The sequence below is a fragment of the Deltaproteobacteria bacterium genome (assembly GCA_005879535.1).
Lineage (GTDB): Bacteria > Myxococcota > Myxococcia > Myxococcales > 40CM-4-68-19 > 40CM-4-68-19.
The window spans coordinates 68,596-94,836 of the sequence record VBKI01000065.1; the positions used below are offsets into that span (position 1 = coordinate 68,596).

Sequence of the window (26,241 nt, forward strand, 5' to 3'; positions counted from 1 at the left end):
GAAAGGAAGACGTTAGCCTCGCCGTTTTCCTTCCCGGGAGCGGAGGACAGCAGTCACGTCCGGCAGCGTGATGCCGTGGGCCTGGAGAAGGACCAGCGCATGGTAGAAAAGGTCGGCGGCTTCGTGGGCGATCTCGTCGGGTTTGCCGCGCAGCGACGCCACCACCAGCTCGGCAGCCTCCTCGCCGACTTTCTTGTGGCGGAGCGCCTCGTCCGCAAAGAGCTTCGCCGAATAGGAACCTTCCGGCGCCTCCCGCCGCCGCGAGCGCAACACGCGTTCCAGCGCGGCCAGCGTCTCTCCTGGCGAAGGCGGCCCATCGAGCAGCGCGTCGCCGGCCACGAAACAGGAGCGCGCGCCCGTGTGGCATGCGGGTCCCGCCGGGACGACCCGCAGGAGGATGGCATCCTGATCGCAGTCGAGCGCCACGGCGCGCACCGCCTGCGTGTTGCCGCTGGTCGCGCCCTTCGTCCACAGCTCGCGGCGGCTGCGGCTCCAGAACGTCGCCAGCCTTGTCTCCAGCGTGCGCTGCAGGCTCTCGCGGGTCATCCAGGCGAGCATCAGCACCTCGCCGGAGACGGCGTCCTGCACGATGGCGGGCGCGAGCCCCTGCTCGTCCCATTTCACGTCGTCCGGCGTCATATCCGCATGGGGAAGCCGCGCGCGGCGCAAGCCTCCTTCACCGCCGCGATGCCGAGAGTCCCGAAGTGGAACACGGATGCTGCCAGCGCAGCCGACGCGCCCGCTTCGAAGGCTGCGGCGAAGTGCGCCGGCGTTCCCGCGCCTCCGCTGGCGATCACCGGCACGGGAACGGCCACCGTCACCGCCCGCAGCATCTCCACCGCGAAGCCGTTGCCGGTGCCGTCATGATCCATCGAGGTGAGCAGGATCTCGCCGGCACCGCGATCGACGGCCTCGCGTGCCCACTCGATCAGTTCGCGACCCGTCGGGCGCGTGCCGCCGTGGGAGCGGACCTCCCAACCGGGACGGCGCGCCTTTGCGTCGATGGCCACCATCGCGCTCTGCGAGCCCAGAAGGCGCGCCACCGCGGTGATCAGCGCGGGGTCGGCGAGCGCGGCGCTGTTCATCGATACCTTGTCGGCTCCCGCCCGGAGGAGCGTTTCTGCGTCGCCGACGTTGCGGACTCCGCCGCCCACGGCGAACGGAATGCTCAGCTCGCTCGCGACGTGCTCCACCAGTCGCACGAGGGTACCGCGAGCTTCCAGCGACGCGCTGATGTCGAGGAAGCAAAGCTCGTCGGCGCCGGCAGCACCATAGGCGCGCGCCTGTTCGACGGGATCGCCGGCGTCGCGCAGATCCTGGAAGCGGACGCCTTTCACCACCCGGCCGTCCTTGACGTCCAGGCAGGGGATGATCCGCCGGGTCAGCATCCGCCCTCCAGCGCCGTTTGGCCTTCCGCGATGGTGAACCGGCCTTCGTAGAGCGCGGTGCCGGCGATCGCGCCTGCAAGCGTGCGCAGCCCGGCGGCAGCGAGCGCGCGCAGATGCGAAAGATAGCCCGCTCCGCCGGATGCGATCAGACGCGCCCGCGGCACGGCGGCTTCCACCTCGCGGAGCAATGCAAGATCGAATCCTTGCATCGTGCCGTCGCGGGCCACCGCGGTCACGACGAACCAACGCACCCCGCCGCCGGCGAGATCCTTCGCCAGGCCGGCCGGGGAAGGGCCGCGCGTTTCCGTCCAACCCCGCGTCGCCGCGCGCCCGTCCTTGACGTCGATTCCGCACGCCACCCGATCCTGGCCGAAGCGCTCGACGGCCGCCGCCGCCAGCGCGGGCTGCTCGATTGCGGCAGTGCCGAGAATGATCCGGCCCGCGCCCGCGGCGAGCGTCTCCTCGCCGGCGCGCACGTCGCGGATGCCGCCGCCCACCTGCACCACCGCCGGCGCCGCAGCTTGCGCAATCCGGCCGATCAACTCGAGCTGCCTAGGGCCGCCGAACGCGGCATCCAGGTCGACGACGTGCAGGACCACGGCACCCTGCTGCACGAACTCCCGCGCCTGTGCCGCCGGGTCCTGCGACCAGATGCGCGCCGTCTTCCGATCCCCCTGGTGCAACCGCACCGCGCGGCCTTCGAGCAGGTCGATCGCCGGGTACAACTGGGCCGTCACGGCGGTGCCTGGGGCAGGGCAAGGAATCTTTTCAGCAGCGCCTCTCCGTCGCCGGCGCTCTTCTCCGGGTGGTACTGGACGCCGAAGAGCGTGCCTTGGCCGACGACGGCGGGAATCCGCACCCGCCCGTGCTCCGCGACCGCATGAGTGACGCTATCGGGCGCCTCGCAGCGATAGGAGTGAGCGAAGTAAGCCCAGCCGGACGGCTCGAGAGCGCTCGCCCCGGTCGGCCGCAGCTTCTGCCAGCCGATGTGGGGGACCTGCACGTCCTGCGGCAGCCGCGTCACGCGGCCTGGCAACAGTCCGAGTCCGGCGCGGCGGCCATCTTCGTCGCCCTCCTCGAAGAGGAGCTGCATGCCCAGGCAGATGCCGAGCACCGGCGCTCGCCGGCCCAGCGCCGTGCGCAGCGCCTGCTGGAAGGGCGCGGCGCGCTCCATGCCGAGCCCGAAGGCCGCAACTCCGGGCAGAATCACGCGAGGCGCGCGAGCGACGGAGGACGGGTCGGTCAGGAGCTGCGGGTCCCCGCCTGCGCGCCGCAGGGCGTGCAGCACCGATCCCAGGTTGCCCAGACCGAGATCGACGACGGCGACGTTCACAAGACTCCTTTGGTGCTGGGCACGGCCCCGGTCAGACGCGGGTCGACTGCAACGGCCTGCCGCAGCGCGCGCGCGAACGACTTGAACACGGCTTCGGCGCCGTGATGGAAGTCGCGGCCCGTCAACAGATCGATGTGGACGTTGGCGCGGGCATGGTCGGCGAACGCCTTGAAGAATCCCTCGACGACCGAGAGATCCATGGCGCTGCGCGGACCCTGATCGACGGACACGTTCCAGTGCAAGTAGGCGCGTCCGGAGAGATCGATGACCGTGCGCGCCAGTGCCTCGTCGAGCGGGAAGTAGAAGCAGCCGGCGCGGGCGATCCCCTTCCGGTCCCCGAGCGCCTGGTCGACGGCGCCGCCGAGCGCGATCCCGGTGTCTTCGACCGTGTGGTGCTGGTCGATGTGCAGGTCGCCCTTGCAGTTGATCTGCGCGTCGAACGCGGCGTGCTTGGCGAGCGTGTCCAGCATGTGGTCGAAGAACGGGATCCCGGTCGAGACCTGCGCGTCGCCGCGGCCGTCCAGGTCGATGGCGACCTCCAGCTCCGTCTCCCGGGTCTTGCGCGAGATCTTTCCCGTCCGGCTCATGCGTGGGCATCTCCCGTCTCGGCGAGCAGCCGCGAGAGCACCCGGCTGGTATCGCCGGGTGCCTCGACGTGAGCGTAGACGATCGGCGCGCCCGCGTCCTGGGCGGCGCGCGACGCCGCCCTGTCGTCCGCCGTGTCGCCGATGAACAGGACCTCGGACGCCCTTGGCGCTCCGCGCAGCAGCGCGTGCGTGAGCCAGAGCAGCCCTGCGGGATCCGGCTTGCGCGGCCGGTGTCCGTCGGCGACCCAGCAGAGCTCGTCCGGGATCTTCAAGCGGCAAAGCCGTTGCGCAAGGCGCGTCTCGCCCGGGTTCCGCCCCGTGTAGAGGGCGAGCGGAAACCGGGTGGCGACGGCAGCGAGCAGACGGGAGTCAGGGAGCACCTCCTCGTTTTCCCACATCCCCCGCTCGGGCGCGTCGGGGAGCACGTCCTTGGCCTCGAATCCGAACAGGTCGCGGCACATCGGCCCGCCGTAGAGAGCTCCGCAGATCCGCGCGACGGTCTCCTGCCGGATGGGGACGGGACGCTTCTCGTAGAGCGGGCGAACCCCGTGGCCCCCGGCCTCGGCGAGAAAGCGTCCAAGGTCTGGCGCCTCTTGTCGCGCGCGCAGGTAGAGCAGAAGGGCGATCGCGCGGGACATCTCCCAGTCGTCGTTGAAGCCGCCGGCGTTCTTGAACGCCGCGATCTCGACGTCGCGATCGAACGGCGCCCCACGCGCGGGACCCTCGCCGACGAGCGGCACGATGGCGCGGCGGGCAGCTTCCTCCGCCACCGCGTGGTAGCTGGGGCGCGCATCGAGCAGGACTCCGTCCACGTCGAGGATCACGCCCCGGACAGCGCGCAGCGAAAAGCTCACGGCGCGAGCTCCGTCCGGATCGCAGCGAGAAAGGCATCGTTGGCAGCAGGCGCACCGATGCTCACCCGCAGCGCGCGCTCCAGGCCCGGCCCCGACGAGACGTTCCGGATCAGCACGCCCCGGCGGAACAGGGCGGCGTGCAGCTCGCCCGCCGGCATCCGCGTTTGCTCGAAGAGGATGAAATTCGCTCCCGAGGGATGGACCGTGGTTCCAAGCTCGCGAAGAGCGCGGCCGACCCGTTCGCGCTCGCCGACCACGCGGCGAACGCGGTCGGCCACCAACTCGGGGCGAGCAATGAGCGCGCGCGCGATCAGCGAAGTGGAGGCGCTCAGGTTGTAGGGAAGCTGGACCTTGCGCAGCTCCGCGCAGAGGCTCGGCGCCGCCAGCATGCATCCGGCGCGCAGGCTGGCCGCGGCGAACGCTTTCGAAAACGTGCGGAAGAGCGCCAGCCGCGGATGCTGCGGCAGCAGCGGGGTGAAATCCTGCCCGCAGAACTCGCGATAAGCCTCGTCGATCCCCAGCAGACAGGGCACCGCGCGCGCGAGCAGCGACGCGTCCTCCACGGAGAGCGTGGTGCCCGTCGGGTTGTTCGGCGATCCCAGCAGCAGCAGCTTCGCTCCCTCTGCCGCGCGCACCAGCTCTTCGAGGGGGAAGCGGAATTCGCCGGAACCGCCGCGAAGCGGAACGGCGATGACGCTTGCGCCCAGCGCTTTCGCCTGCAGCGCATACAGTGCGAAGGACGGCGCGACCACGACCACCGTATCGCCGGGCTCGATGCAGGCGAAGAGGAGCAGCTGGAGCAGCTCGTTCGAACCGTTCCCCACCAGGACGCCGGCGCGATCGACGCCGAAAGCCTGTGCGAGATCTGCCCCGAGCCGCGCGCCGTCGGTGATGGGGTACTTCGACCAGTCCATTGCCTCGAGCTGAGCGGACAGCTCCCGCTTCAGCTCCGGCTGGACGTCGTCGGGGCTCTCATTGAGATGCAGCGGCACCGGAGCCGGATCTCGCGGCGGCCCATAGGGCGCAAGCGGCCGCACGGTGCTGCGCACGAACTCCTCCGGGGCCCGGCTCATTTGCGCCGCACCTCGATGGCGCGGGCGTGGCCGTGCAGGCCCTCGGCGCGCGCCAGCGATTCGATGGCGGCGGAATCTGCCGCGAGCTGCCCGGGGCCGTACTCGATGACGTTCTGCCGGCGAACGAAGTCGGCCGCGTTCAGCGGCGAAGCGAACCGCGCCGTGCCGCCGGTGGGCAGCGTGTGGTTGGGACCCGCGAGATAGTCGCCGACCGGTACGGGCGCGTAGTGACCGACGAACACCGCCGCGGCGCGCGGGACTTTTGGCAACGCGGCTGCGGCGTCCCGCAGGAGGAGCTCGAGATGCTCGGGGGCCAGATCGTTCGCGAATGCCAGCGCCTCGTCCAGGTCGCGGGCGACCACCGCGGCGCCGCGGGCCGCCAGAGACTCGGCCGCGACGCGGTTCGGATGCCCGGCGAGCTCCGCCTTTACCGCCTCGACGGTCCGCTGCGCGAGCGATGCCTCGGGTGTGACCAGCACGCTCAACGCCAGCGGATCGTGCTCTCCCTGCGCCACGAGGTCGGCCGCGACTTGACGCGGATCCGCGCTGCCATCGGCGACGATGACGACCTCCGTCGGTCCGGCCAGCGAATCGATGCGCACGTCGCCCGAGAGCTGCCTCTTCGCTTCGGTGACGTACGCGTTTCCTGGCCCGACGATCACGTCGACTTTCGGGACCGTCGCCGTTCCCAGGGCGAGCGCCGCCACCGCCTGCGCTCCGCCCGCGAGCAGGATGCGCGTGGCTCCCGCGATTCGCGCCGCCGCCGCGACCTCCGGAAGGATGCCGCCGTCGCGACGCGGCGGAGTCGCCACGATCACCTCGGGCACTCCCGCGAGCCTGGCGACGGCGGCCGTCATGATGACCGTGGAGGGGTACGCCGCGCGGCCGCCGGGCACGTAGCAAGCCGCCCGTTGCAAGGGAATGGTCAGGCAGCGCACGACTCCGCCGGCCTGGAGATGCACGGCGTACGAGGAAGGAATCTGGCGGGCATGGAAGTCGCGCACCCGCTCGTGCGCGGTGACGAGTGCCTGCCGGACCTGGGCAGGGCACTCGTCCGCCAGCGCGCTCCAGCGCGCATCGTCGATGAAGAATGACTCGAGGCGCGGTCCATCGAAGCGCTCGGTCAGCTCGCGGACGGCCGCGTCCCCACGGGCGCGGACGTCGGCGATGATGGCGGCGACCGAAGCCGAGATCTGCGACCCGATCTGTGCGGTCGTGCGCAGCGAGATCGCCTGCAGACGATCCGCGGGATCCTCCAGACGCAGAATGCGGATCATCCGAGCTTCTCCAGGAGCGGCAGCATCTCCTCCACCTTCAATCGATACGCGGCGCGGTTCACCACCAGCCGGGCGGTGACCTGCAGGATCTCGTCGACTACCACCAGACCGTTCTCTTCCAGCGTGCGACCGGTCTCCACCAGATCGACGATCGCGTCGGTGAGTCCGCTGACCGCCGCGAGCTCGACGGATCCGGCGAGGTGGACGAGGTCCACGGGCACTCCGCGACGGCCGAACCACTGCAGGGTGAGCCGGGGATACTTCGTGGCCACGCGGAGCGACCGGCCCAGCTCCGCCGTCACGCTCGATCCCCGCGGCGCCGCCAGGCAGAGCCGGCAACGGCCGAACCCGAAGTCGATCGGCGTCAGCAGATCGGCGGCCGACTCGAGCACCTGATCGAGCCCGCAGACGCCGAGATCCGCCGCGCCGCGCTCCACGTACAAGGGCACGTCGCCGTCCTTGAGGACCACGAAACGTGCCGAGGATCCCGCCGCGATGATCAGCTTTCGGGACGTGCCCGGCTCGTCTTCCGGCACGACTCCCGCGTGCGCGAACCGCTCGAGCGCGGGCCTTTGCAGCCGGCCCTTCGGCAGGGCGATGGTCAGCATGCGAGCGGCACCAGCGCGTCGAGATCGAGCGAGAACCCGACCGCGGGCCGGGGATCGCCGAAGCGGCCGAGCAGGGTGTCGTACCGGCCACCGCCGCCGACCGGACGGGGCGCGCCGGTCGCGTACAGATTGAAGACGATGCCGGTGTAGTAGCCCAGCCCGCGGACCTCTCCGAGATCGACCTCCAGCTCGGCTCCGAGGCTGCGAGCCGCGCCGAGCGCGGCGGAGATGCGCTGCAGGGCCTTCAGGGCATCCTCGGTGGGCGCCAGCGCCTCGGCCCTCGAGAGCAGCTCGCCCGCTTCCGTCTGCGGGCGCGGCGGCTGCGCCAGCAGCAGGAGCGCATCGCGCGCTTTTCCCGGAGTGACCTCGCGCTCGCACAGGCTCCGCAACGTCGGCAGGTCCTTGCGATCGATGGCGTCGTTGAGCGCGGCGGCGAGCCTGCCTCCGGCCCCCGCCGCGGCGGCAAGGGCGGAGAAATATCCGGTGCTGCCCAGGGAGATGCGACCGCGAATGCCGAGGGCGTGCAGCGAGGCGGCGGCAAGCGCGAGGATCTCGGCATCCGCTTCGGCGCCGGCGGCGCCCACCAATTCGCAACCCGCCTGCAGTCTCTCGTGTACGGGCCCGCTGTCGGGTGCCACCCGGCGCACGATGCTGCCGCGGTAATACAGTCGCAACGGAGACATGCCCGAGAGTCGCGTCGCCGCGATGCGGGCGACCTGGGCGGTGAAGTCCGCGCGCAGCGCGATCAGCCGCCCGCTGCGATCGAGCGCCCTGAACGCTTCCGGTCCGAACACGTCCGCCGCCTCGATCGCAGGCGGGATGACCTCCGCGTAGCCCTTGGCCTCGAAGCGCGCGCAGAGCGTCGCCTCGCAGCGACGCAGGCGCCGCGCCGCCTCGAAGAGGAGGTCCTGCGTTCCGGGAAGTGGCGTCGCCGGTTGCACGAAGGGGCGATTGTCGACGGCGGACGCCGACGGCGCAAGGGCGCGTGTTATAGGCTGCGCCGTCCGTGTACTTCCTCGTGCGCCCGCTGCTCTTCATGCTCCAGCCGGAAACGGCGCACGGCCTGGCGGGCGTCCTGTTGCGCGTCCGCTCGGCCCCGCGCGCGATCCCCGGCGCCGATCCAGTGCTCCGGCAGACGTTGTCGGGGATCGATTTTCCGACCCCGCTCGGTCTGGCAGCCGGTATGGACAAGGGCGACGTCCTTGCGCCGGGCTGGTTCCGCCTGGGGTTCGGCTGGGTGGAGATCGGAACGATTACCCCCCGACCCCAGGCGGGAAACGAACGGCCCCGCCTGTTCCGGCTCGTCGATCAGCGCGCGATCATCAACCGGATGGGCTTCAACAATGCCGGCGCGACGGCGGTGGCGGAGAAGCTCCGCCGGTTGCCGCCCCTTCCAGGGCCCGTCTGCATCAATGTCGGCCGCAACAAGGACACTCCGAACGAGCGTGCAGCCGAGGATTACGTCTCGGCGTTCCGCGTCCTGGCGCCGCATGCCGCGCTCGCCTCGATCAATGTCTCCAGCCCGAATACGCCTGGGCTCCGCGCGCTCCAGGCGGAGCTGGGAACGCTCGTCGCCGAAGTGGTCAAAGCGCGCAACGCGATGGCCCGCCGGATCCCGGTGCTGGTGAAGCTCTCTCCCGACGAGCCCGACGGCCGCCTGGTGGAGATGGCTCAGGCGGCACAGGCCGCGGGCGCGGACGGCATCATCGCGACCAACACGACGATCGATCGCGCTGCGGTGCGGGCCCATCCCCGAGCAGCGGAAGCGGGCGGCCTCTCCGGCGCGCCGCTGCGCGAGCGCGCATTGCACGTCTGCCGGCTACTGTATCGCAGCGTGTCCGTCCCCATCGTAGGAGTCGGCGGCATCTTCACCGCCGAGGATGCCTACGCGCGCATCCGCGCGGGCGCTTCTCTGATCCAGGTCTACACGGCGCTCGTCTACGAAGGACCGGGTCTACCGAAGCGGATCTCGCGCGGTCTCGCGGCGCTGCTGCGCCGCGACGGGCTCACGCTGCCCCAGGCGATCGGCAAGGACACGTAGTGTAGTCTCAATCGTACCCGCAAAGCCGCACCTCGCGGTGCGGCGCGGCTAATCAGCTTCCTCGAGCCCGAGCTTCTTTGCCTGCCGCGAGACGATGGCCGCCGCCAGCACCTTGGGCACGTACTCGCGGGTCTCCTCCGGCAGCTTCTTCATCCGGTACAGGTGCCAGAAGTCGCGCTTCTCCTTGCGAAAGCCACCCGGCTCCTGCGCGATCTGGTGCAGGACGCGGCGGACTCCGGTCTCGCCGCGGTTGTAGGAAGCCATCGCCAGCATGAAGGAATCGCTGCCGTATTCGGCGAGCAGATTGGCGAGATGCCGCGCCGCCGCCCTCGTCTCGCGGTCGGCGTCGTACCGCTCGTCCACTTTCGCGTCGACGCGCAGGCCGTAGTTGTGGGCAGTGGTCGGCATCATCTGCCACATGCCGGCCGCCCCCGCACTGCTCTTCGCTTTGGGATCGAACTGCGTCTCCGCCCATGCCACGTACGCCATCTCCTCGGGAAGGCCGAGCGCGTTGAACTCGCGGCTGATCATCCCCCAGTACCGCTGCTTGCGCCGGTAGACGAACTTCAGATTCGGCGCCTTCGTCAGCTCGTCGATGTGGAACTTCAGCCGCTCCTTGAAGATGGGCGGCACCGCGTAGGTGTCGGCATCGAACTTGCGGAGGATGTCGCGGATCTGCCGGTCGATCTCGTCGCCGGACTCCGCCAGCGCCGCCGCTTTGCCCTTGTCGGACTTGCCGAGCGCGGCCAGCGTATTCCTGGCGTTGCCGGTGAGCGTGTTCAGCCGTTCTTCGAGCGCCGCGAGCCGCTCCGGATCGGACTCCTCGTTCATCTGTTGCTGGACCGCCTCGATGTCCCGGTCGAGGCGCTCCTTCTGCGTCACCAGCTCCTCGATCTGCCGCTTCTGCCGGGCGATCACGACTGCCATCGCCGCCACGACCATCGCGGCCACGGCGGCCACGACGGCGACGACCTTGACCCAGCGCCTGGCGGTCTTGGTCCGCGTGAAGCGCTGCACCTCCTTCAAGGTGGCGGCCATGATCATCATGGTCTTTCCCGAAGGCATTCCACCCGCCTTCGCGCGCTCCTCGGCCACTTTTTTCGCCGCGAGCTCCGCCAGCCGCGCCGTCGCGGTGTCGGCGCTGCTCTTGAGGTCGCTGGAGATCCGGTTCATCTCCGAGGTTGCGTCGATGCGCGGCGGCGAGGAGCCGCGCCGCGCGGCCTCGGCGCGCTGGATCGCGCTGATCGACGCCGCCTCCGTCTTCATCGCGCCGCCCATGCCTTCCTTGGCGTCGAACTCGACCTTCACCAGCGGTCCGCCGGCACCGAGCTGCACTTCCTCGCCCTGCCGCAGCCGATGCTTGGCGACGCGCCGGCCCTCGACCAGCGTGCCGTTGGTGCTGGCGGTGTCCACCACGAACCAGCAGCCGTCCTCGAGGAGGAATTCGGCGTGGTGGTTGGAGACTTTCGGGTCGCGCTGCTTGTCGAAGCGGACGTCGCAGTCCGACGCGCGGCCCACGCGCAGGGTCGGTTTCGCCGACGTCGAAGTCTTGCCCTGCAGACTTCCCGACAGGTGTGTGATGCGGATCATGCGCGCCACTCCCCTTGCGGCGGCGAACGATTCTTCCTAACACGCTTGCCGCTCAGGTCCGAAGGGCGGCGAGATCGGGTTGGTCTTCTCCGGTCGCCGCGCGTCGCGGCTCCACGGCCCCGAACGCGGCGCGCACGACGGCCATCACCGCGAGCGCGATCGCGAGCCCGAGGAAAATGTCGAGCAGGTAGTGGTGGTTGAGGTAGACGGCAGCGAAGCAGACCAGCAGGAAGTACGGCGCAGCGATTCGCCGGAACCGGCGCAGGTGCCAGCCATAGATCATCGCCAGGAACGGATAGACGACGTGGAGGCTGGGGATGGCGCCGAACACGTCCGCGCTCTTGCCGTAGAACCCCTGCATGACGGGAATGCCGATCAGGTGATCGAACCGGATGGCTCCCGCCGGCGAAGCATGGACGGCGAGGTTCACGACGAATCCGTGATCGGAGACGTACCACGGCGGCGCGGCCGGGTAGACGTAGTAGCAGGCGAAGCCGATGAAGTTGGAGATCACGAAGATCCAGGTGAACCGCTCCGCGCGCCGCACCTGGCCGTTGGCGATGAACCAGATGCTGAGCAGGATCGACTCCCCGATGAAGAACATCGGCGTGTAGGCCAGGCCGCAGAGGAAGTCGAGGACCGGGCTCGTGTGCCGCTGCAGCCACTCATTGGGGGTCAGCCCATGGATCCCGAACCAGCGCAGATCGAAGTCGTACGGCTCGTGCACGTGGATGACGGGCGAGCGGATGTAGTCCGCGTACCAGCGCATCGAATCGTACACCAGCGCGTAGAGCAGGTAGGGAAGTCCGATCAGCGCCAGCTTGCGGCTCTGGTCGTTCCAGAGCGAGAGCACGAGGGCGATGACGGCGGCCAGGAAATGCTCCGGGCCCGGACCGCCGAGCAGATGCAGCGCCGCCAGATACGCGATGGTGAGCGCGGGGATCCAGATGGTGAAGAAGGGATGCGCGTCCCGCAGCTGATCGGGGCGGGGCCGCAGGAAGGTGGGCATCCTATGCGGCCCCCTGCTGGGCGGCGTCGGCAGGAACGGCCGCGGTCCTTCTCCGGTCGCGGAGCGAAAGCACCGCCGGCAGCGCGAACAGCGCCGCCGTCAGGCAGGTCACCTCGCCGATCACCGCCGTCAGCCCGAAGCTCTGGATGGCCTGGTTGTCCGCGGTCACCAGCGTCGCATAGCCGATCATGGTGGTGACCGAGCAGAGCGCCACCGCGCCGCCCGAGGAGGAGAGCGCCTCCTCCACGCTGCAGGTCTGCCGGTACCGCTGGTAGAGGTTGACGGCATAGTCCACGCCGATTCCGAAGGTGATGGGCAGGACGGCGAAGTTGACGAAGTTCAGCTTCAGCGAGAGAGCGGTCATCGCTCCCGCTCCCCAGAGAACCCCGAGCGAGAGCGAGGCGATCACCCACGCGCCGTCGCGAATGCTGCGCATCACCACCACCGTGAGCAGGGCGACGGCGAAGAAGCTGAGCAGCGCGGTGAACCGGCCGTCGTCGGTGATCGCCTGGACGATGTCCGTCGTCAGCACGATCTGGCCGGCCACCAGCGCGCTCCGATCTACCTTCAGCGCCGCCTCGCGCACGGTCCGGGCGTGCTGGATCTGCGCGCGGCCGTTCGAGCTGTCGGTGGCGAGGGTCGGGAACACCAGGACGATCCGGCCGCGGTGCCCGTCCTTCTCCACGAACGCGCGCGTCAGCCGCTCTGGCACGTCCGAGAGCGAGACGGGCTCGAGCTTGGTCCGCTCGCGCAAGCGCCGGATCTCCGGGGGCAGCTCCGCTGCCGGCCGCTTGTCGAGGAGGCTGAAGATCTGCCGCAGGATCTCCAGCTTCTGCGTTTGGTCCTTTGGAATGAACTGCTGCAGCGTGACCACCGACTCGATGGTGCTGTTCGGTCCTTCCTGCTCCTTCTCCTTCTCGATCGCCGCGGCCACCGCCTGCGCTTCTTCCGGCGAACCGGTGAGCACCACCGTGGGAGTCTGGTACGACTGCAGGACCGCGTCGACGTGGCGGTCCCAGTAGCCCTGTCCGTGATTCTCGCTCGACCGGCTCCCCAGCTTGGTGAAGTCGTACTGGATCGGCTCCTGCGCGAACAGGTAGCCGGCATACAGCGAGGCGCCGCCGAGAGCGACCGTGATCACCACCGGGATCAGCGGCCTTCTCACCACCAGCTGGGCGAAGGGGCCGGCGAGCCACCCGACCACCCGGCCACGCTTCGGCGGCGCGAGCTCGCCGTAGGGCCAGAATTTCTCCTGGAGTGCGATCAAGGCCGGCATGAGCGCATAGGTGGTGAGCCAGCAGAGGGCCATCCCGAAGAAGCCCATGAAGGCGAACTGGTTGAACCCACGGAAGCTCACTGCTCCCAGCGAACCGTAGCTCGCCGCCGCGGCGGCGCTCGCCGCGAACGTGGCGATCCAGGTGGCGCGCAGCGAGAGGGGAAGCGCCCTGGCGATGTCCGAGCCGTGCCTGCGCTCCTCGATGTACCGCGCGAGGAGGATGATTCCCGCGTTGATCCCATTGCCGATGATGATGCTGCCGAGGAACGCCGTGTTCGGATTGAGGTAGTGGATCACCTCGCGCGAGAGAGCGAAGGTGAGGGCGACGCCGGTGAAGAGCGGAAAGACCAGAAGCGGTACCGCCCGGATGGTGCGGTAGTAGAGAATCAGCGCCAGACCGACGGCGGCGAGCGTGAGCGCGCTGGAGAGCGCGAGATCGCGGACCAGCGCTTCCTGCGCCTCGATCAGCCCCTTGATCTCGCCGCCGTAACCGATCTCGATGCTTGGATGGAAGCTCTTGGGATTGAGCTCTTTCACCTTGAAGTCGACGGCGCCGAAGATCCGCTGATCGTCCTCGAGGCTCACCGCCGCGCCTGGAGGCGAGAGCAGCATCACCAGCGTGTGGCCACCTTCGCCCGCGAGGTACCCGTCGGGGTAGCGGTCGAGGCGCGCGTAGGCTGCCTTGATCCGGGCCACCGCCTCGTCGAGACTGACCGAAGGCGCGGTCTCCCCGTCGTCGGCGAGGTCGACGAGCAGTGGATTCGCCCGGGCAATCTGCGAGCGGAGCGCGTCGCGCGCGGCGATCAGATCCTTGAGATCGGCATAGAGCGCTCCGTGGCGGTCGAGGAACTCCTTCTCCGCGTCGACGCGCCAGTGCACCTGCGCCACCAGCGACGGCGGCAGTTGCTTCAGGCTTGCAGCCAGCGCGTCGACGAACCGTTCGCCGGCCTTCAGATCGTCGGTGCGCACGACGATCGCGAGGTGCGAGAGGCCGCCGATGCGCCTCTCCAGCTCGGCGAGGGCCACCGCCGCCGGAGCGCCCTGCGGCAGGAGCTCACGAAGATCGGTGCGCAGATCGCCGTAGAGCCGCGCTGCGCCAGGGATGGAGGCGACGAACGCGAGGATCCCGAGGAGCACGATCAGCCTGGGCCGGCGGAGCGAGAGCGCCGCCCACCACTGCCAGAACCGCGCGGTCCGGGAGAGCTGCTCCATCGCGTCAGTCCTACGCCGCGCCGTGCCTGCGCGCTACGGCCTCGATCGCCTCGCGCAGTAGCGACAGCCCGCTCAGCGCGGTGTCGCGGTCGATGGTCAGCGCCGGCTGCAGCCGGATCGCGTGGGTGTAGCTCATCGCCAGAAGTCCGCGGCGCAGCCCGTCCTGGAAGATCTCGCCGCAGATCTTCCTCGCCAGAGGCTCTTTCGTCTCCCGGTCGGAGACCAGCTCCACGCCGAGGAATAGTCCCTCTCCGCGGACGTCGCCCACCCATCTCAGGCGGTCCGGCCAGGTGCGCAGCTCGTCCAGCATCGCCGCGCCGACCTCGCGTACGTTCTGCAGGACGTTGTCGCGATGGAGGATCTGGATGCTGGCCAGCGCCGCCGCCGCGGCCAGCGGGTTGCCGCCGTAGGAGGAGGAAGACCCGCTCGGATTCGCCCAGGGCTTTGCCTGCGCGATCTCCCCTTTCGCGACCACGCCGCTGATCGGGAAGCCGCCGCCGAACGCCTTCCCGATGGTGATGATGTCCGGCGTCACGCCGCTCCGCTCGCACGCGAACCAACGGCCGGTACGACCGAAACCCGTGATCATTTCGTCGGAGATGAACACCGCGCCGTGCTCCCTGGCGATCTCCTGTGCTCTCACCATGAACTCCGGCGGCGGAATCACGTTCCCCGCGGTCCCCTGGAGGGGTTCCATGATCACCGCCGCCACGCTGCCCGCCGTCTGGTGGCGCAGCTGGTCGCGCGCCAGATCCGCGCAGGCGATGCCGCAGCTCCGCGGCTCGAGCTTGAGCGGGCATCGATAGCAGTTCGCAAAGGGCAGCACGTGACCAGGTGGAATCGGCCCGTAGCTCTTCGCGTTGCCGGCGCCGTTCGCGGAAAGCGCCCGCGCCGTCTTGCCGTGAAAGCCACCCCAGAAGCCGACGACTTCCTGGTGGCCGGTGTGGTTCATCGCCAGGCGGAACGCGCTCTCCACCGCCTCGGCGCCGCTGGAGTAGAGCTGGACCTTGTCGACGCCCTTGGGCGTGACCTTCGCGACCTCGTTGATCAGGTCCGCGCGCGGCGCGCTGGTGAACGATCCGACGGTCACCTTGTCGAGCTGCTCGTGGAGAGCCTTCGTCCACGCGGGGTGGCGATGGCCGAGGCTGTTCACGCCGATCCCGCCGATCAAGTCGACGTATCGGTTGCCGTCGACGTCCTCGATCACCGAGCCCTGCGCGCGTTCGACGGCGATGCCGGAGCTGAGCGCGAAGCCCTGCAGGCCGGGGGCAAGATGCCGCTGCTCGTGCTCCACCAGGCTGCGGGATCGCGGGCCAGGGATTTCCGTCTGGATGTGCGGGGCTTTGAGCGCCATTTCCCTCGCCTTCAGAAGCCGCAGCGGAGCGTTCGATTCCAGACCCGCTGCGCCGATGGGCGGGCACGTCTAGCACATGTGCCAGGCATCTGCAGGCGGGAAAAGGTCGGATGCCGTCTCAGAAGGCGGGCAGATTCGCGGGCTTGTTCGCGTAGGAAAATTCGGAGAGCGCCTGGCCGCTGCGCACTGTCGGCTCCTCGCCCGGCCTCTCGATTCGCAGCTCGTAATGGTTCTCGTAGGTGTAGGCCATTGGAGCAGCCCAGGTGCTCACCAGCAGCCGCGACAAGGGCCCCATCTCGTCGAGGAGATCCTGGCGGTAGAGCAGCTTCCGCGCCTGGACGTGCACGGTCACCGTCTCGCCGTCCACGCCCCGGGCCACGGCCGCAACGCGTTGCGGAACGTCGTACTCGAAATGCCCTCCCGGCTCGTGGCGCAGATCCTCGAATGCGATTTTGACGTCGGTGGATCGGACTTCCGTCTTTCCGTCGCGCGAGGTGTACATCCACCCCTGCGGCGGCAGCCGCGAGCCCCCCGGGGGAAAGAGGATCGCCAGCGCCGCGCTCGTTCCCTGCTCGCCGTCGAACGCCTGCATCCGGTACCAGAGCGAGGCGCTCTTGTAGGCCGGGACCGTGGAGTAGGACGTGTCGGCGTACGAGTAGCCACGCATCCGGCGGCTGCCGGTGCCTGCGCTCCACAGCGTTCCCTCGAACCTGCTGCGCAGGGCGAAGATGGTGTGGTCGAAGACTGCATGGCCGCTGGCGTCGAAGACGACGCGGCCCCCGCCGGGCCGGACCGGCTGCGTCTCGGGAAGGACGGTGGCGTCCACCACCAGCTTGCGGCCCGCGAAGTGGACGTGATGGCTCGCGTCCGGGCCCATCGTCAGGCGGGAGGTGCCCATCTCGATGGCGCCTTCCGGCTGCACGGCCCACTCGCCGCTCTCGAACGCTTGCCCGTCCTCGATGGTCCTGCCGTCGGGCGCCACCACTACCGCGCGCACCGCGCCCTTGCCGTGCCCTTCGAGGCCGGCATTGCTGACGAGGAACTGCACGCGGGCGAACGACCCGTCGTCGGCGCTGAAGAGGAAGGAGTAGCTCTCCGAGTAGAACGCTTCGGAACGGAGCTTGGGGAGAAAGCTCTTCTGCGTCAGATTTGCCGTGTCGGGAAGCGCGCTGGAAAAGCCGTGCACCTGCTCCTCGGCGAACGGATTTCCGTACGAGACGAAGAGCACCGCCATGGCGGCGAATCCCGAGGCGACCGCGCCGATCAGCGCCAGCACCGGATGCGGGCGACCGGTCTGCTCGCGGAAGACGAAGATCCGGTGCAGCGGCAGGTTCCAGCAGAGCGACACGCCGAGCCCGACCACGGCGGCTGCCACGAGCGGGTTCCAGCGCAGTCCCTCGGTGAGGAGGATGACGCCGACCGTGTTGAGGAGCAGCGAGGTGAGGGAGATGGCCGCGTACCGCGGCACTTCCACCAGGACCGAATTGTCCTGCGTCTTGAAGGTGTAGATCTTGTTCACGGTGAAGTTGGTGATCGCTCCGAGCAGCGCCCCGAGGGCGCGCGAGCTCCCGGTGTAGATCCCGACTACCTCCACCAGGATCGTGAACGTGCCGTAGTCGACCGCCGTCGCGATCGCCGAGGCAATCCACGCGCGTTGAAACCATCCCGACAGCTCCTCCTCGCGGGTGGACGCGGCCGGGGCGGCACCCTCGCGTTTGCGCAGCTGACCGTGGATGTAGATGAAGCGCCGGATCGCGGTGACGTTCGCCATCACCGCGACCAGCAGCAGCGTGGCGAGCATCAGGTAGAACGCGGGGTGCGAGCCGCGAGGCTCGGCGAACTGCGCCAGATATGGCGAGAGCACGCCGGCCGAGCCGATGTACAGCGCGCGCTCGCCGCGGTTCATCGATCCCATCCGCGCGTCGATCCCGGAGATCTCGCCTTTGGCACGGGCGTAGGAGACGAGCAGTGCGCCGGCGAGCGAGGTGAGCGCGAGCCAGAATCCCAGGGGATAGCTCCGGTAGTACGCCGCAATGCCGGCGAAGGTGGCGATCTCCGCGTAGCGATCGACGGCGGCGTCGAGGAGCTCGCCGGCGTCGGACGCCGTGCCGCGCGTGCGCGCCACCATCCCGTCGAGCGCGTCGAGGATCGCGCAAGCGATCACCAGCCAACCGCCGAGCGTGAAACGGCCGGTGGCGAACGCCGCGGCGCCGGCCACGCTGCAGCCGAGCGACCCGAGCGTGAGCTGATTCGGCGTGATCCGCAGGCGCAGGCAGAGCTTCTCGAGGGGCTCGAAGCACCAGTAGCCGAACTCGATGAAGAAGCGGCTCAGGAATACGCTTCCCGGCTCCTTCTTCACCCGCTCGGGCACGTACCGGCCCTTGACCAGCACGCGGAGCGAATACGCGCCGAGCAGCACGACAACGATCCCAATCGTCACCAGCAGAGACAGGCTTCACCTCGCGTTCACAACCCGACTCGGCTGCGCCTCGGGCGGACACACGCCTACCCGCTCGATTCCATGCCCAAGTACCTTGTCTCAGGCAATTTTGCAACGAATGCGACTTTTCGTTACCTGCCCATGACAATCAACACGATCGGCAGGCCGACGCCCAGGCCACCGATGGCGTCCTCGGTGGGCTCGTCTTTCACGGAGAGCGTGGCCTCGGGGCCGCCGTCGAGGTTCATAGCGTCGACGACGCCCACCTGTTCCGCCAACCATTTTCCAACGCTGCGCCGAATCGCCGGCCACTGGGAGGCGAAGAGGAGAATGCGCCCGTCCTTGAGCTGCGCGATCGCGGCGGTACGCGACGACTCGGCGCAGTAATTCGGTCCTGCGCACGCGGCGGCTCCATTGCGCACCAGGGCGGGAAAGCTCTTCATCGCTTCCGTCCATTGCTCCGCGCGGAACTCGGAGGGAGCGAGAAACCGCGGGGACAGGGCGGAGGCGGGCTCGCGGCTCACCATCGGCGTCGAGGCGGAATCGGGGGGCCGCGGGACGGACCCGAAGTACAGGGCATCCTGCCGTTGGCATCCCGCACCGCGGACGCGCAAGCCGTCGGAGACGAGCTCGCATGTCGGCCGCACTTCAGCGCCGTCCTTCGAATAGAACGACCCGTTCACGATCGCGATGGCGTTCGGGAACCGCTTCCGCCATTCCGTAAGCGTCGGGCGCGTCGCGTCGTAACGGACGAGAAGGCGCGTCTTGGCGAGATCGGCGAGCACCACGCGGGCGGACCAGGCGGGATCGCCTCCCAGCTCGGCTGCCGGCGCGGTTTCGACGCCCGGCGCCACGCGCTTCCACGGCGTGGACAGCGACACTCCGGCAATCAGGAGCAGCGCGTAAATCACTCTCCTGAGACTGTACACGCGCACAGGGACCTTGACAATCCGACGCGACGCGTTACAAGCTCCGCGTCACGGAATAACGAAAGAGGGAATGACATGACCGAGTTCCAGACCAGGATCCATGAGGCCTTCCAGCAGGCACAGACGAGGGCCGCCAGCCGCGCCCGTGAGTTCGAGCAGGAGGCGCGCAAGGTCCTCGAGACGCTGGGCGATCGCGCCCAGGCGGAGCTGCGGACGCTGCTGCAGAACGCCGCGAAGGGATCGCGCGAGCAGATCGCCGCCCTGGGTACTGAGCTGGAGAAGCTCGGCAAGAAGCTGCAGGACATCGCCGCGCGCAGCGCCGTGAAGGCCGAGGCGAACGGCGCAGCCAAGCCGGACGACACGCCCTCTCCGAACTGACGGGGGCCTTCGGCCTCCCGATTTGGCTTGGGTGCTGCGCGAGGGTCGCGCCCCGGGAGGCCGTCGGGATTGAGTACCGCTACACAGTACTTTTCCGCACATTTCACGCCGCGCGCGCCTTGTCCGCCAAAGCGGCCGGTTGCTAGCCTTCGACGTCTTGCCGGTTTTGCCGGGCGTTCCCGGCCGGAGGGGCATGACCGCAAGAGGCGCCAAGGTGGCTGCAATCGCGGGTGTGTGCGCTGCCGTCGCCTTGGCTGGCGTGGGGGCGGTTCTGTATCTCGTTCCCCGGGCTGTCCCCATCTTCCAGAGAACGCTGGGCAATTTTTCCTCGGGCAGGATGGGGCAGGCCGGGATGGAGGCGCTGCTGGAACGCGTTGCCAAGCGCCTCGACCCCGAGCTGCGAACGAAGCTTGCGCAGGCGGTGCTCACCGAGTCGGAGCGCGCCGGCTATGACCCGCTGTTCATCCTCGGGCTCGTTTCGGTGGAAAGCGGCTTCCGCCCGCACGTTTCCAGCGAGCGAGGAGCCTACGGCCTCATGCAGCTCAAGCCCTCGACTTTCGCTTGGATTGCGGGCCGCAACCCCGACATCGGCGACGGCGCCGCGGTGAGCGAAGACCCCGTGATCGACGTGCGCCTGGCCATCCGATACTTCGGTTGGCTCGAGCGGAGCTTCCACCGGCGCGAGGAGGCGCTCATGGCCTACAACGCCGGACCCGGACGTATGCGGCACTACAAGCGCGTGGGAATCCCTCCCGCGGTTCGAGCCTATCCGCGCAAGGTGATGCGGGAGTACGAGCGATTCGCGAGGCTTGCAGGACGTCAGGATCCTCGCGATGTGATGCTCGCTCGGGCAAACTGAACCGGTGGGTCTTCTCCTCTGGCTGCTGCTGTCGGCCACGCAGCCGGCGATCGTCGAGGGCCGCGTCGGCGAGCGCGGTGCGGCAGGTGCGGCATTCGCGCAGGTGACGCTCGCCCAGGGCGATCGCAGCCAGGTGGTCAGGACGGGGCCCGACGGAAAGTTCCGATTCCGCGCCTTCGATGGCGGCGGCACGCTGACGGTCAAGCTGCCACAGGGATGGATCTCCTCGGAGCCCCTTTCGAAGACGATCGCCCCGGCGTTGCACGGCGATACGATCCGCAACGATTTCACGGTGATGGCGCGGCGAGTGCTGCGGGGGAGGCTGATGCTCGCCGGCGCGCCGCTCGCCGATGCGCAGGTCACGGCCGGGACCATCGCCGGTTCCACCGACGGCCAGGGATGGTTCGTGCTCGATCATCTTCCACCGGGCGTGATCGAGGTGAAGGTCGACGCGCCACCGCTTGCTGGCCGCGTCGAGCTGCCGGCGGCGCCCTGCGACCTCTCTCGCGACGTGACGCTCTTCGCACCGGATTTTGCCACCTTGCAACTCGAACGCGTGCCCCAGGGTGGCGCGGAGCGGACCATCGCGGACTGGCTGTCCTCGAAACGGCTCGGGGAGCAGGACGCGGCGCGGCTCGAGCGGCTCGCAGCGCTGGTCGCTCTCGCGCCCGACTTCCGGCTGACCATGGTCGTCCCACCCCGTGAAGTCCCGTCCGGAGCGAGGGCCGCGGCGCTGCTGCAGCGCTATCTCACGGGGCCGGCGCTGGTCCCCCGCGAACGGCTGATCTTCGCCGTCGCGGAATTCGCAAGACCCGGGCATCTGGGGCTAATCTTGACGAGACTCCAGGAGCCCCGTTGACCGCATCGGTCGCGTCGTTTCTCGCGCAGGCGCAGAAGAAGGGCGCGGAGCCCTCGGCGGCCCTCTCCGGCGCGTTGCTGCTCGCGGCCGTCCGGCTCTCGGAAAGCAAGATGCAGGCAGTGAGGCCGTACCAGCTTCTCGTCGACGACGACGGCGCGCTCGATCTGCTCACCGGCGATCCTCCTACGGGTGACGGATATGCAGCGCCGGAGCTGCGCAACGGCGCCGTGCTGCCCGAGGATCCGCGGGTGCTGGTGTACGCCGTGGGCGCTCTCGGCTACGAGCTGAGCACACTGACGCCGCCGCGGGTCGGCCAGGGGAAAAGCGCCGAGCTGACCGGGCCGCTGGCTCCGGTGATCCGCAAGGCGATGTCCGAGCGGCAGCAGCGCTACAAGTCGCTCGGCGACATGGCGCGGGCCATCGAGCGGATCCAGCGCCGCCCCTCGCGCGAGGAGGAGCGGCTCATCCTCGCTGCCATCGCGGCCAGCACGCCGCTACCGCCGGCGCAGAAGCTGGCGAAGATCGAGCTCGGAAGGACCGCCTCGCCCGACGATGTCCAGCAGGCGCCCGTGGCGGCGACGGAGCCGCAGCCGGTCTTCACGCAGGTCTGGGACCCGCTCGAGCCGCAGGCGCAACCCGCGCTCGCGGCGCCACCGCCGGTGGAGCAGCGGCCTGATCCGGCGCCGGCGCCCGATTCCCTGCGCGCCGAGCTGGACGCGGAAAAGAGGGCGCGGCGGGACCTGACCACGGTGATCGAGTCGCGGAACCAGGACCTGGCCCAGCTCGGGATGCGCCTCGCCCTTCTCGAGGAGCAGGTCCGCTCCTCGCTGCCGCCGCCGCTTTCCCCTGCTGCGTCGCTTGCCCGCGACGTCATGCAGCTTCTGGAGCAGCGGCGTTTCGCCGAGGCGGAGCGGGTGCTGCTGGATTCGCGCGTCCACGGCGACGCCGTGCTTCAGTTCGCCCTTGCTCAGACGCTTTCCGCGTTGCCCGATCCCGACGGTTCGCGACTCTCGCGCGCGGAGACCGCCTTCCGCCGGGCGGCCGAACTCGATGCGACGTGGGCGCAGCCGAGAGCGCGGCTCGGCGCCTTGCTCTGGCGGCAGGGGAAGCGGGCAGAAGCGCGTACGCAGTTCGATGCCGCGTTGAAGCTCGATCCCACGTGCCCCGAAGCCTTGGCTGTCCTCTCCGCTCCTCGTCCACGAGCGCCCGCATTCGCGGTCTCGGCCGCGGTCAGCGTCCTCGCAGCGGCGGCGGTGGTCCTCGCCTTCCGCCCATCCCAGCGCGCCAAAGCGCCGAGCGACGCTCCGGCGATTTCGGCGGCGTCCGTTGCGCCGGCGCCGCAGGCCCCACGCCCGACGGCAGCTCCGGCATCGCGGCCCCCGGCAGCGGCGGCGGTGGCGCTCCGGCTCCCCGAACCCTCGCCGGTCGCGGCGACTGCGCCTCCACCGAGGCCCACAACTGCACCTGCGCCCGCGCCGAAGACCCAATCGCGGACCGCTGACCGCACACCCGAACCCGACGTCGAACGCGAACCGGAACCAGCACCCCGCACGGAACCCCGGAAGAAGAAGGTCGCCGCAGCCTCCGGAAGCAGGGCGGCAGCCGAAGCCGAGTCTGCACGCGGCGACAAGTCGCTGCGCGCGTTCGATACGAAAGGCGCCGAGACCGCCTTCGCCGCTGCGCTGCAGCTCGACCCGACGCTCCCTTCCGCGCACCGCGGCATGGGCATGGTCTACGTCCTCCTCGGCCGCAACAGCGAAGCGAAATCGGAGTACTCGCGGTATCTCCAGCTCGCCCCGGACGCTCCCGACAGAGAGCAGATCGCGCGCCTTCTCGCGCGGTAATACACTCCGCGTTTCCATGAACGCGTACACCTTCCGAATCCAGCAGCCCGAGGTCCGCCGCGTGGAGGTGGAGCTGCAGGTCGAATCGCGCGGAGCCGACGCGCTCGACGTGCGCCTGCCGGTCTGGACGCCAGGGAGCTATCTCGTCCGCGAACACCAGCGGCACGTCGACGGCCTGCGGGCATCGGGGGACGGGCGCGAGCTTTCGGTGGAGAAGATCGACAAGCACACCTGGCGCGTCGGGACGGGTGCCGCGCCGACGGTACGCATCTCGTACCGCCTGCACTGCTTCGAGCTGACGGTGCGGACGAACCACGTGGACGCCACGCACGCGTTCCTGAATCCGAGCGCCGCGGCTGCGTTCGTCGTCGGACGCGAAAGCGAGCCGTGCGCGGTGCGGCTGCAGCTGCCGGCGGGGTGGCGCGCCTGGAACGCGCTCCCCTTCGAGGACGGCGCGTTCAAGGCGCAGGACTACGACGAGCTCGCCGACAGCCCGTTCGAGTGCGGGGCGGAGGGGTCGCATTCCGCCCATCCCTTCGTCGCCCAGGGCGTCCAGCACGAGCTCGTGGTGTGGGGACGCGGCGACTTCGATGCCCGCCGCGTGGTGCCCGATCTGGTGAAGATCGTCGACGCCGAAGCGGCGATCTTCGGAGGGCTCCCTTATTCCGACCGCTACCTCTTCATCCTCCATCTCAACGACAAGGCGCGCGGCGGTCTCGAGCATCGCCGCAGCTGCGCGCTGATCGTCCCTCGCTTCTCCTTCGTGCAGAAGAATGCGTACGAGGACTTCCTGCTGCTGGTGGCCCACGAGTTCTTCCACCTCTGGAATGTGAAGCGCGTGCGGCCTTCGGCGTTCACGCCGTACGACTGGACGCGCGAGAACCACACCCGCCTGCTCTGGGCGATGGAGGGATTGACCTCGACGTACGAAGTCTTCGCCCTTCTCCGCGCGAAGCTGATCACGCCGCAGCGCTTCCTCGAGATCTGGGCCGAGCGCAACACCCAGCTCCTGCGCACGCCGGGCCGCCTGCGCACCTCACTCGCGCAGGCGTCGTTCGACGCCTGGATCAAGCACTATCGGCCGGACGAGAGCACCGCGAACACCACCGTCTCGTACTACCTGAAAGGGAGCATCGTCGGATTCCTGCTCGATCTCGAGCTGCGCCGGCGCAGCGGGGGTACCCGATCGCTCGACGACCTCGTGCGCGCCCTGTTCGAGAAGCACGGCCGCCCTCCCGGCCTTCCCGAAGACGGAGTGGAGAAGGCGGCCATCGAGCTGATCGGGGATAGGACGCTCCACGAGTGGTTCGAGCGTGCGGTGTACTCGACGCAGGAACTGCAGCTCGAGGAGGCGCTTTCCGGAGTAGGGATCCAGGCGATGATGGCGCCGGCCTCGGGCGCCGACGACAAGGGCGGCGCAGAGGGGGGGCCGGAAAAAGGGTCCGTCGCCGACGCGCGCCCGCGCAGTTGGCTGGGTGCGACGTTTCGGGAGAAGGGCAGCGCGTTGGAGATCACCTCGGTTGCGGAAGGCTCGCCCGCGCAAGCCGCGGGCTTGGCCGCGGGCGACGAAATTGCCGCTGCCGACGGGTTCCGCACCGACTTGAAGCAGCGGCTCGGCCGGACGCAGCCGGGGCAGACGCTGCGCTTGTCGCTCTTCCGGATGGACGAGCTTCTCGAAGTGGGCTTGCAGGTCGCCGCACCGCCGCGCGACACGGTCACGTTCAAGCCGGATCCGAAGGCGACTTCCGAGCAGCTCGCCGCGAGGGAGCGCTGGCTGGGCGCTCGCTGGCCCGACGAGTGATTGCGCGCCGCGCCGCCCGCAGGTAAACACCCGCGCGTGCGGGTCACGGAGATCTTCTACAGCATCCAGGGGGAATCGACGCTCGCGGGAGAGCCCACGGTCTTCGTGCGCTTTACCGGCTGCGACCTGAGATGCCAGTACTGCGATACCGAGTACGCCTTCTACGGCGGGCGTCCGATGTCGCGCGCCGAGATTTTGGCGGAGGTCACGCGGTACCCGGCGCGCTTCGTCTGCCTGACGGGCGGCGAACCGACGCTGCAGAAGGAGCTGCCCGAGCTCGCGCAGGATTTGCTCGACCGCGGATACCAGGTGTCGTTGGAGACGCACGGCCAGCGGCCGCTGGGCGCGGTGCCGCGGGGAGTGCGCAAGATCGTCGACCTGAAGACGCCCGGCTCCGCGGAGCCGCACACGGAGTTCGGCGTCTTTCGCGAGCTGTCGCCCGGCGACGAGGTGAAGGTCGTGGTCTGCTCGCGGGACGACTTCGAGTGGGCGGTCCGCAAGCTCGACGAGCTGGAGGTGTGGGGCAAGGTCCCGGTGCTGTTCTCGCCCTCGTACGGCCGGGTTGCGCCGGCCGACCTCGCCGCCTGGGTGCTCGGGAGCGGGAAGCCCGGCCGGCTGCAGCTGCAGCTGCACAAGGTGATCTGGGGCGAGAAGAGGGGCGTCTAGATGCGCAGGCCATGCTACGTCGTCGATTCGTTCGCAGCACAGGCGCTGGCGGGAAACCCGGCCGGCGTCCTGCTCGACGGTGCGGACCTCGACTCCAGGTCGATGCAGCGCATCGCCGGCGAGCTGAAGCACAGCGAGACTGCGTTTCCGCTTCCGGCGCGAGAGCCGACGGCGGCCCTGCATCTGCGCTGGTTCACGCCGGAATCGGAGGTGGCGTTCTGCGGCCACGCGACGCTGGCCGCCTTCCACGTGCTGGTGGAAGAAGCGAGGCGGATCCGCGTGCCCGACGGCGGCGTGACGCGGACCGCATTCACCTGCAAGAGCGGCAAGCTCAACGTCGAGCTTTCGCGCCGCGAAGGGAAGCTCCGCATCCTGATCGAGACGCCCGCCAGCCGATTCGAGCCGGCGTGCCCGAAGCGCTCGATCCGGAGCTGCCGCCGCAGAAGAGCGCCATCCTGGAGGGGAACCTCTACGTCAAGGTCCGGGATCGGGAGACGCTCGCTCGCTGCCGTCCCGATGCCGCGGCTCTGGAGGTGCTCGGAAAACAGCTCGGGGTCGCGGGCCTCGTCGTCTATGCGCTGCGTCCCGTGGCTGGCGTCGATGCCGCCATGCGGTGCTTCTTCCCGGGCTACGGAATCCTCGAGGATCCGGTGACGGGCAGCGCGGCCGGGCAGCTCGGCGCGCTGATCCAGCTGCTGCAGCCAGCGGAGCTGCCGCGGCGTTTCGTGTTCACGCAAGGCGACGAGATGGGGCGCCCCGGGCGCATCGACGTCGAGGTGCGTGCGGACGCAGCCAGTGTGCGGGGCTGGATCGGCGGCAACGCGGTGACGATCCTCCGCGGGGAGCTCGAGCTGTGAAGTCGC

The 26,241-nt window shown here is 69.3% G+C and carries 25 protein-coding genes; 9 read left to right on the forward strand and 16 right to left on the reverse strand.

The window, feature by feature from the left end; translation table 11 throughout:
• Positions 1–12: 12 nt before the first annotated feature.
• Genes E6J58_12755 through E6J58_12800 form a run of 10 tightly spaced genes read right to left on the reverse strand, consistent with a single transcriptional unit; the run spans position 13 to position 8,112 of the window.
• Positions 13–639 (reverse strand): bifunctional phosphoribosyl-AMP cyclohydrolase/phosphoribosyl-ATP diphosphatase HisIE, encoded by a 627-nt coding sequence (locus E6J58_12755; GenBank protein TMB37066.1) that lies wholly within the window; start codon positions 637–639, stop codon positions 13–15.
• Positions 636–1,388 carry an imidazole glycerol phosphate synthase subunit HisF gene (hisF, locus tag E6J58_12760; protein ID TMB36988.1) on the reverse strand — a complete coding sequence of 251 codons (753 nt, stop codon included), beginning with the start codon at positions 1,386–1,388 and terminating at the stop codon, positions 636–638. The genes E6J58_12755 and hisF overlap by 4 nt, the downstream gene beginning before the upstream one ends.
• A complete protein-coding gene (locus E6J58_12765; GenBank protein ID TMB36989.1) occupies positions 1,382–2,152 on the reverse strand; it encodes a 1-(5-phosphoribosyl)-5-[(5-phosphoribosylamino)methylideneamino] imidazole-4-carboxamide isomerase in 771 nt (256 codons plus the stop codon). The genes hisF and E6J58_12765 overlap by 7 nt, the downstream gene beginning before the upstream one ends.
• Positions 2,122–2,721, reverse strand: coding sequence for an imidazole glycerol phosphate synthase subunit HisH (gene hisH / locus E6J58_12770; protein ID TMB36990.1), 600 nt, complete (start codon positions 2,719–2,721; stop codon positions 2,122–2,124). Before hisH ends, E6J58_12765 begins: the two co-directional genes overlap by 31 nt.
• Entirely contained in the window at positions 2,718–3,308 is a 591-nt protein-coding gene (gene hisB / locus E6J58_12775; GenBank protein TMB36991.1) for an imidazoleglycerol-phosphate dehydratase HisB, read from the reverse strand. Before hisB ends, hisH begins: the two co-directional genes overlap by 4 nt.
• A complete protein-coding gene (locus E6J58_12780) occupies positions 3,305–4,162 on the reverse strand; it encodes an HAD family hydrolase (protein TMB36992.1) in 858 nt (285 codons plus the stop codon). Before E6J58_12780 ends, hisB begins: the two co-directional genes overlap by 4 nt.
• Positions 4,159–5,235: a histidinol-phosphate aminotransferase family protein gene (locus E6J58_12785; GenBank protein ID TMB36993.1), complete on the reverse strand. Its 1,077-nt coding sequence runs from the start codon at positions 5,233–5,235 to the stop codon at positions 4,159–4,161. The genes E6J58_12780 and E6J58_12785 overlap by 4 nt, the downstream gene beginning before the upstream one ends.
• On the reverse strand, positions 5,232–6,512 hold the full coding sequence (hisD, locus tag E6J58_12790) for a histidinol dehydrogenase (GenBank protein ID TMB36994.1): 1,281 nt from the start codon (positions 6,510–6,512) through the stop codon (positions 5,232–5,234). Before hisD ends, E6J58_12785 begins: the two co-directional genes overlap by 4 nt.
• Entirely contained in the window at positions 6,509–7,120 is a 612-nt protein-coding gene (locus tag E6J58_12795) for an ATP phosphoribosyltransferase (protein ID TMB36995.1), read from the reverse strand. The genes hisD and E6J58_12795 overlap by 4 nt, the downstream gene beginning before the upstream one ends.
• The gene (locus E6J58_12800) at positions 7,114–8,112 is read right to left on the reverse strand and encodes an ATP phosphoribosyltransferase regulatory subunit (protein TMB36996.1); all 999 of its coding nucleotides are present in this window, start codon (positions 8,110–8,112) and stop codon (positions 7,114–7,116) included. The genes E6J58_12795 and E6J58_12800 overlap by 7 nt, the downstream gene beginning before the upstream one ends.
• Positions 8,113–8,126: 14 nt before the next feature.
• Here E6J58_12800 and E6J58_12805 point away from each other — a divergent pair, with 14 nt between their 5' ends.
• On the forward strand, positions 8,127–9,161 hold the full coding sequence (locus E6J58_12805; protein ID TMB36997.1) for a quinone-dependent dihydroorotate dehydrogenase: 1,035 nt from the start codon (positions 8,127–8,129) through the stop codon (positions 9,159–9,161).
• Between the two features lie 48 nt (positions 9,162–9,209).
• On the opposite strand, the gene E6J58_12810 is transcribed toward E6J58_12805, so the two are convergent.
• From E6J58_12810 to E6J58_12835, 6 genes are all read right to left on the reverse strand, one after another.
• A complete protein-coding gene (locus E6J58_12810; protein ID TMB36998.1) occupies positions 9,210–10,751 on the reverse strand; it encodes an FHA domain-containing protein in 1,542 nt (513 codons plus the stop codon).
• Between the two features lie 52 nt (positions 10,752–10,803).
• Positions 10,804–11,760 carry a phosphatase PAP2 family protein gene (locus E6J58_12815; GenBank protein TMB36999.1) on the reverse strand — a complete coding sequence of 319 codons (957 nt, stop codon included), beginning with the start codon at positions 11,758–11,760 and terminating at the stop codon, positions 10,804–10,806.
• 1 nt (position 11,761) lies between these two features.
• Complete coding sequence (locus E6J58_12820) at positions 11,762–14,248, reverse strand: hypothetical protein (GenBank protein ID TMB37000.1); 2,487 nt, start codon at positions 14,246–14,248, stop codon at positions 11,762–11,764.
• Between the two features lie 10 nt (positions 14,249–14,258).
• Entirely contained in the window at positions 14,259–15,602 is a 1,344-nt protein-coding gene (locus E6J58_12825; GenBank protein ID TMB37001.1) for an aspartate aminotransferase family protein, read from the reverse strand.
• 118 nt (positions 15,603–15,720) lie between these two features.
• Positions 15,721–18,042: a hypothetical protein gene (locus E6J58_12830; GenBank protein TMB37002.1), complete on the reverse strand. Its 2,322-nt coding sequence runs from the start codon at positions 18,040–18,042 to the stop codon at positions 15,721–15,723.
• 131 nt (positions 18,043–18,173) lie between these two features.
• On the reverse strand, positions 18,174–18,992 hold the full coding sequence (locus E6J58_12835; protein TMB37003.1) for a phosphodiester glycosidase family protein: 819 nt from the start codon (positions 18,990–18,992) through the stop codon (positions 18,174–18,176).
• A 54-nt stretch (positions 18,993–19,046) separates the two neighbouring features.
• Here E6J58_12835 and E6J58_12840 point away from each other — a divergent pair, with 54 nt between their 5' ends.
• The 8 genes from E6J58_12840 (at position 19,047) to E6J58_12875 (ending at position 26,235) form a co-directional block, all read left to right on the forward strand.
• Positions 19,047–19,349, forward strand: a complete 303-nt coding sequence (locus E6J58_12840; GenBank protein ID TMB37004.1) for a hypothetical protein — start codon at positions 19,047–19,049, stop codon at positions 19,347–19,349.
• Positions 19,350–19,542: 193 nt separating this feature from the next.
• Positions 19,543–20,208, forward strand: a complete 666-nt coding sequence (locus E6J58_12845; GenBank protein ID TMB37005.1) for a lytic transglycosylase domain-containing protein — start codon at positions 19,543–19,545, stop codon at positions 20,206–20,208.
• Positions 20,209–20,212: 4 nt separating this feature from the next.
• A complete protein-coding gene (locus E6J58_12850) occupies positions 20,213–21,067 on the forward strand; it encodes a carboxypeptidase regulatory-like domain-containing protein (GenBank protein TMB37006.1) in 855 nt (284 codons plus the stop codon).
• Positions 21,064–22,911 carry a tetratricopeptide repeat protein gene (locus E6J58_12855; GenBank protein TMB37007.1) on the forward strand — a complete coding sequence of 616 codons (1,848 nt, stop codon included), beginning with the start codon at positions 21,064–21,066 and terminating at the stop codon, positions 22,909–22,911. Before E6J58_12850 ends, E6J58_12855 begins: the two co-directional genes overlap by 4 nt.
• A 16-nt stretch (positions 22,912–22,927) precedes the next feature.
• The gene (locus E6J58_12860) at positions 22,928–24,712 is read left to right on the forward strand and encodes a M61 family metallopeptidase (GenBank protein ID TMB37008.1); all 1,785 of its coding nucleotides are present in this window, start codon (positions 22,928–22,930) and stop codon (positions 24,710–24,712) included.
• Between the two features lie 36 nt (positions 24,713–24,748).
• Positions 24,749–25,378: a radical SAM protein gene (locus E6J58_12865; GenBank protein TMB37009.1), complete on the forward strand. Its 630-nt coding sequence runs from the start codon at positions 24,749–24,751 to the stop codon at positions 25,376–25,378.
• Positions 25,379–26,032, forward strand: a complete 654-nt coding sequence (locus E6J58_12870) for a PhzF family phenazine biosynthesis protein (protein ID TMB37010.1) — start codon at positions 25,379–25,381, stop codon at positions 26,030–26,032.
• Positions 26,029–26,235: a PhzF family phenazine biosynthesis protein gene (locus E6J58_12875; protein ID TMB37011.1), complete on the forward strand. Its 207-nt coding sequence runs from the start codon at positions 26,029–26,031 to the stop codon at positions 26,233–26,235. The genes E6J58_12870 and E6J58_12875 overlap by 4 nt, the downstream gene beginning before the upstream one ends.
• The last annotated feature ends 6 nt before the right edge of the window (positions 26,236–26,241 follow it).

Bases quoted from the DNA above. Each gene is read 5' to 3' on its own strand.
- E6J58_12755 (TMB37066.1), bottom strand. From the start codon at position 639: ATGACGCCGGACGACGTGAAATGGGACGAGCAGGGGCTCGCGCCCGCC.
- hisF (TMB36988.1), bottom strand. From the start codon at position 1,388: ATGCTGACCCGGCGGATCATCCCCTGCCTGGACGTCAAGGACGGCCGG.
- hisB (TMB36991.1), bottom strand. From the start codon at position 3,308: ATGAGCCGGACGGGAAAGATCTCGCGCAAGACCCGGGAGACGGAGCTG.
- E6J58_12785 (TMB36993.1), bottom strand. From the start codon at position 5,235: ATGAGCCGGGCCCCGGAGGAGTTCGTGCGCAGCACCGTGCGGCCGCTT.
- hisD (TMB36994.1), bottom strand. From the start codon at position 6,512: ATGATCCGCATTCTGCGTCTGGAGGATCCCGCGGATCGTCTGCAGGCG.
- E6J58_12795 (TMB36995.1), bottom strand. From the start codon at position 7,120: ATGCTGACCATCGCCCTGCCGAAGGGCCGGCTGCAAAGGCCCGCGCTC.
- E6J58_12810 (TMB36998.1), bottom strand. From the start codon at position 10,751: ATGATCCGCATCACACACCTGTCGGGAAGTCTGCAGGGCAAGACTTCG.
- E6J58_12815 (TMB36999.1), bottom strand. From the start codon at position 11,760: ATGCCCACCTTCCTGCGGCCCCGCCCCGATCAGCTGCGGGACGCGCAT.
- E6J58_12820 (TMB37000.1), bottom strand. From the start codon at position 14,248: ATGGAGCAGCTCTCCCGGACCGCGCGGTTCTGGCAGTGGTGGGCGGCG.
- E6J58_12825 (TMB37001.1), bottom strand. From the start codon at position 15,602: ATGGCGCTCAAAGCCCCGCACATCCAGACGGAAATCCCTGGCCCGCGA.
- E6J58_12840 (TMB37004.1), top strand. From the start codon at position 19,047: ATGACCGAGTTCCAGACCAGGATCCATGAGGCCTTCCAGCAGGCACAG.
- E6J58_12845 (TMB37005.1), top strand. From the start codon at position 19,543: ATGACCGCAAGAGGCGCCAAGGTGGCTGCAATCGCGGGTGTGTGCGCT.
- E6J58_12860 (TMB37008.1), top strand. From the start codon at position 22,928: ATGAACGCGTACACCTTCCGAATCCAGCAGCCCGAGGTCCGCCGCGTG.
- E6J58_12870 (TMB37010.1), top strand. From the start codon at position 25,379: ATGCGCAGGCCATGCTACGTCGTCGATTCGTTCGCAGCACAGGCGCTG.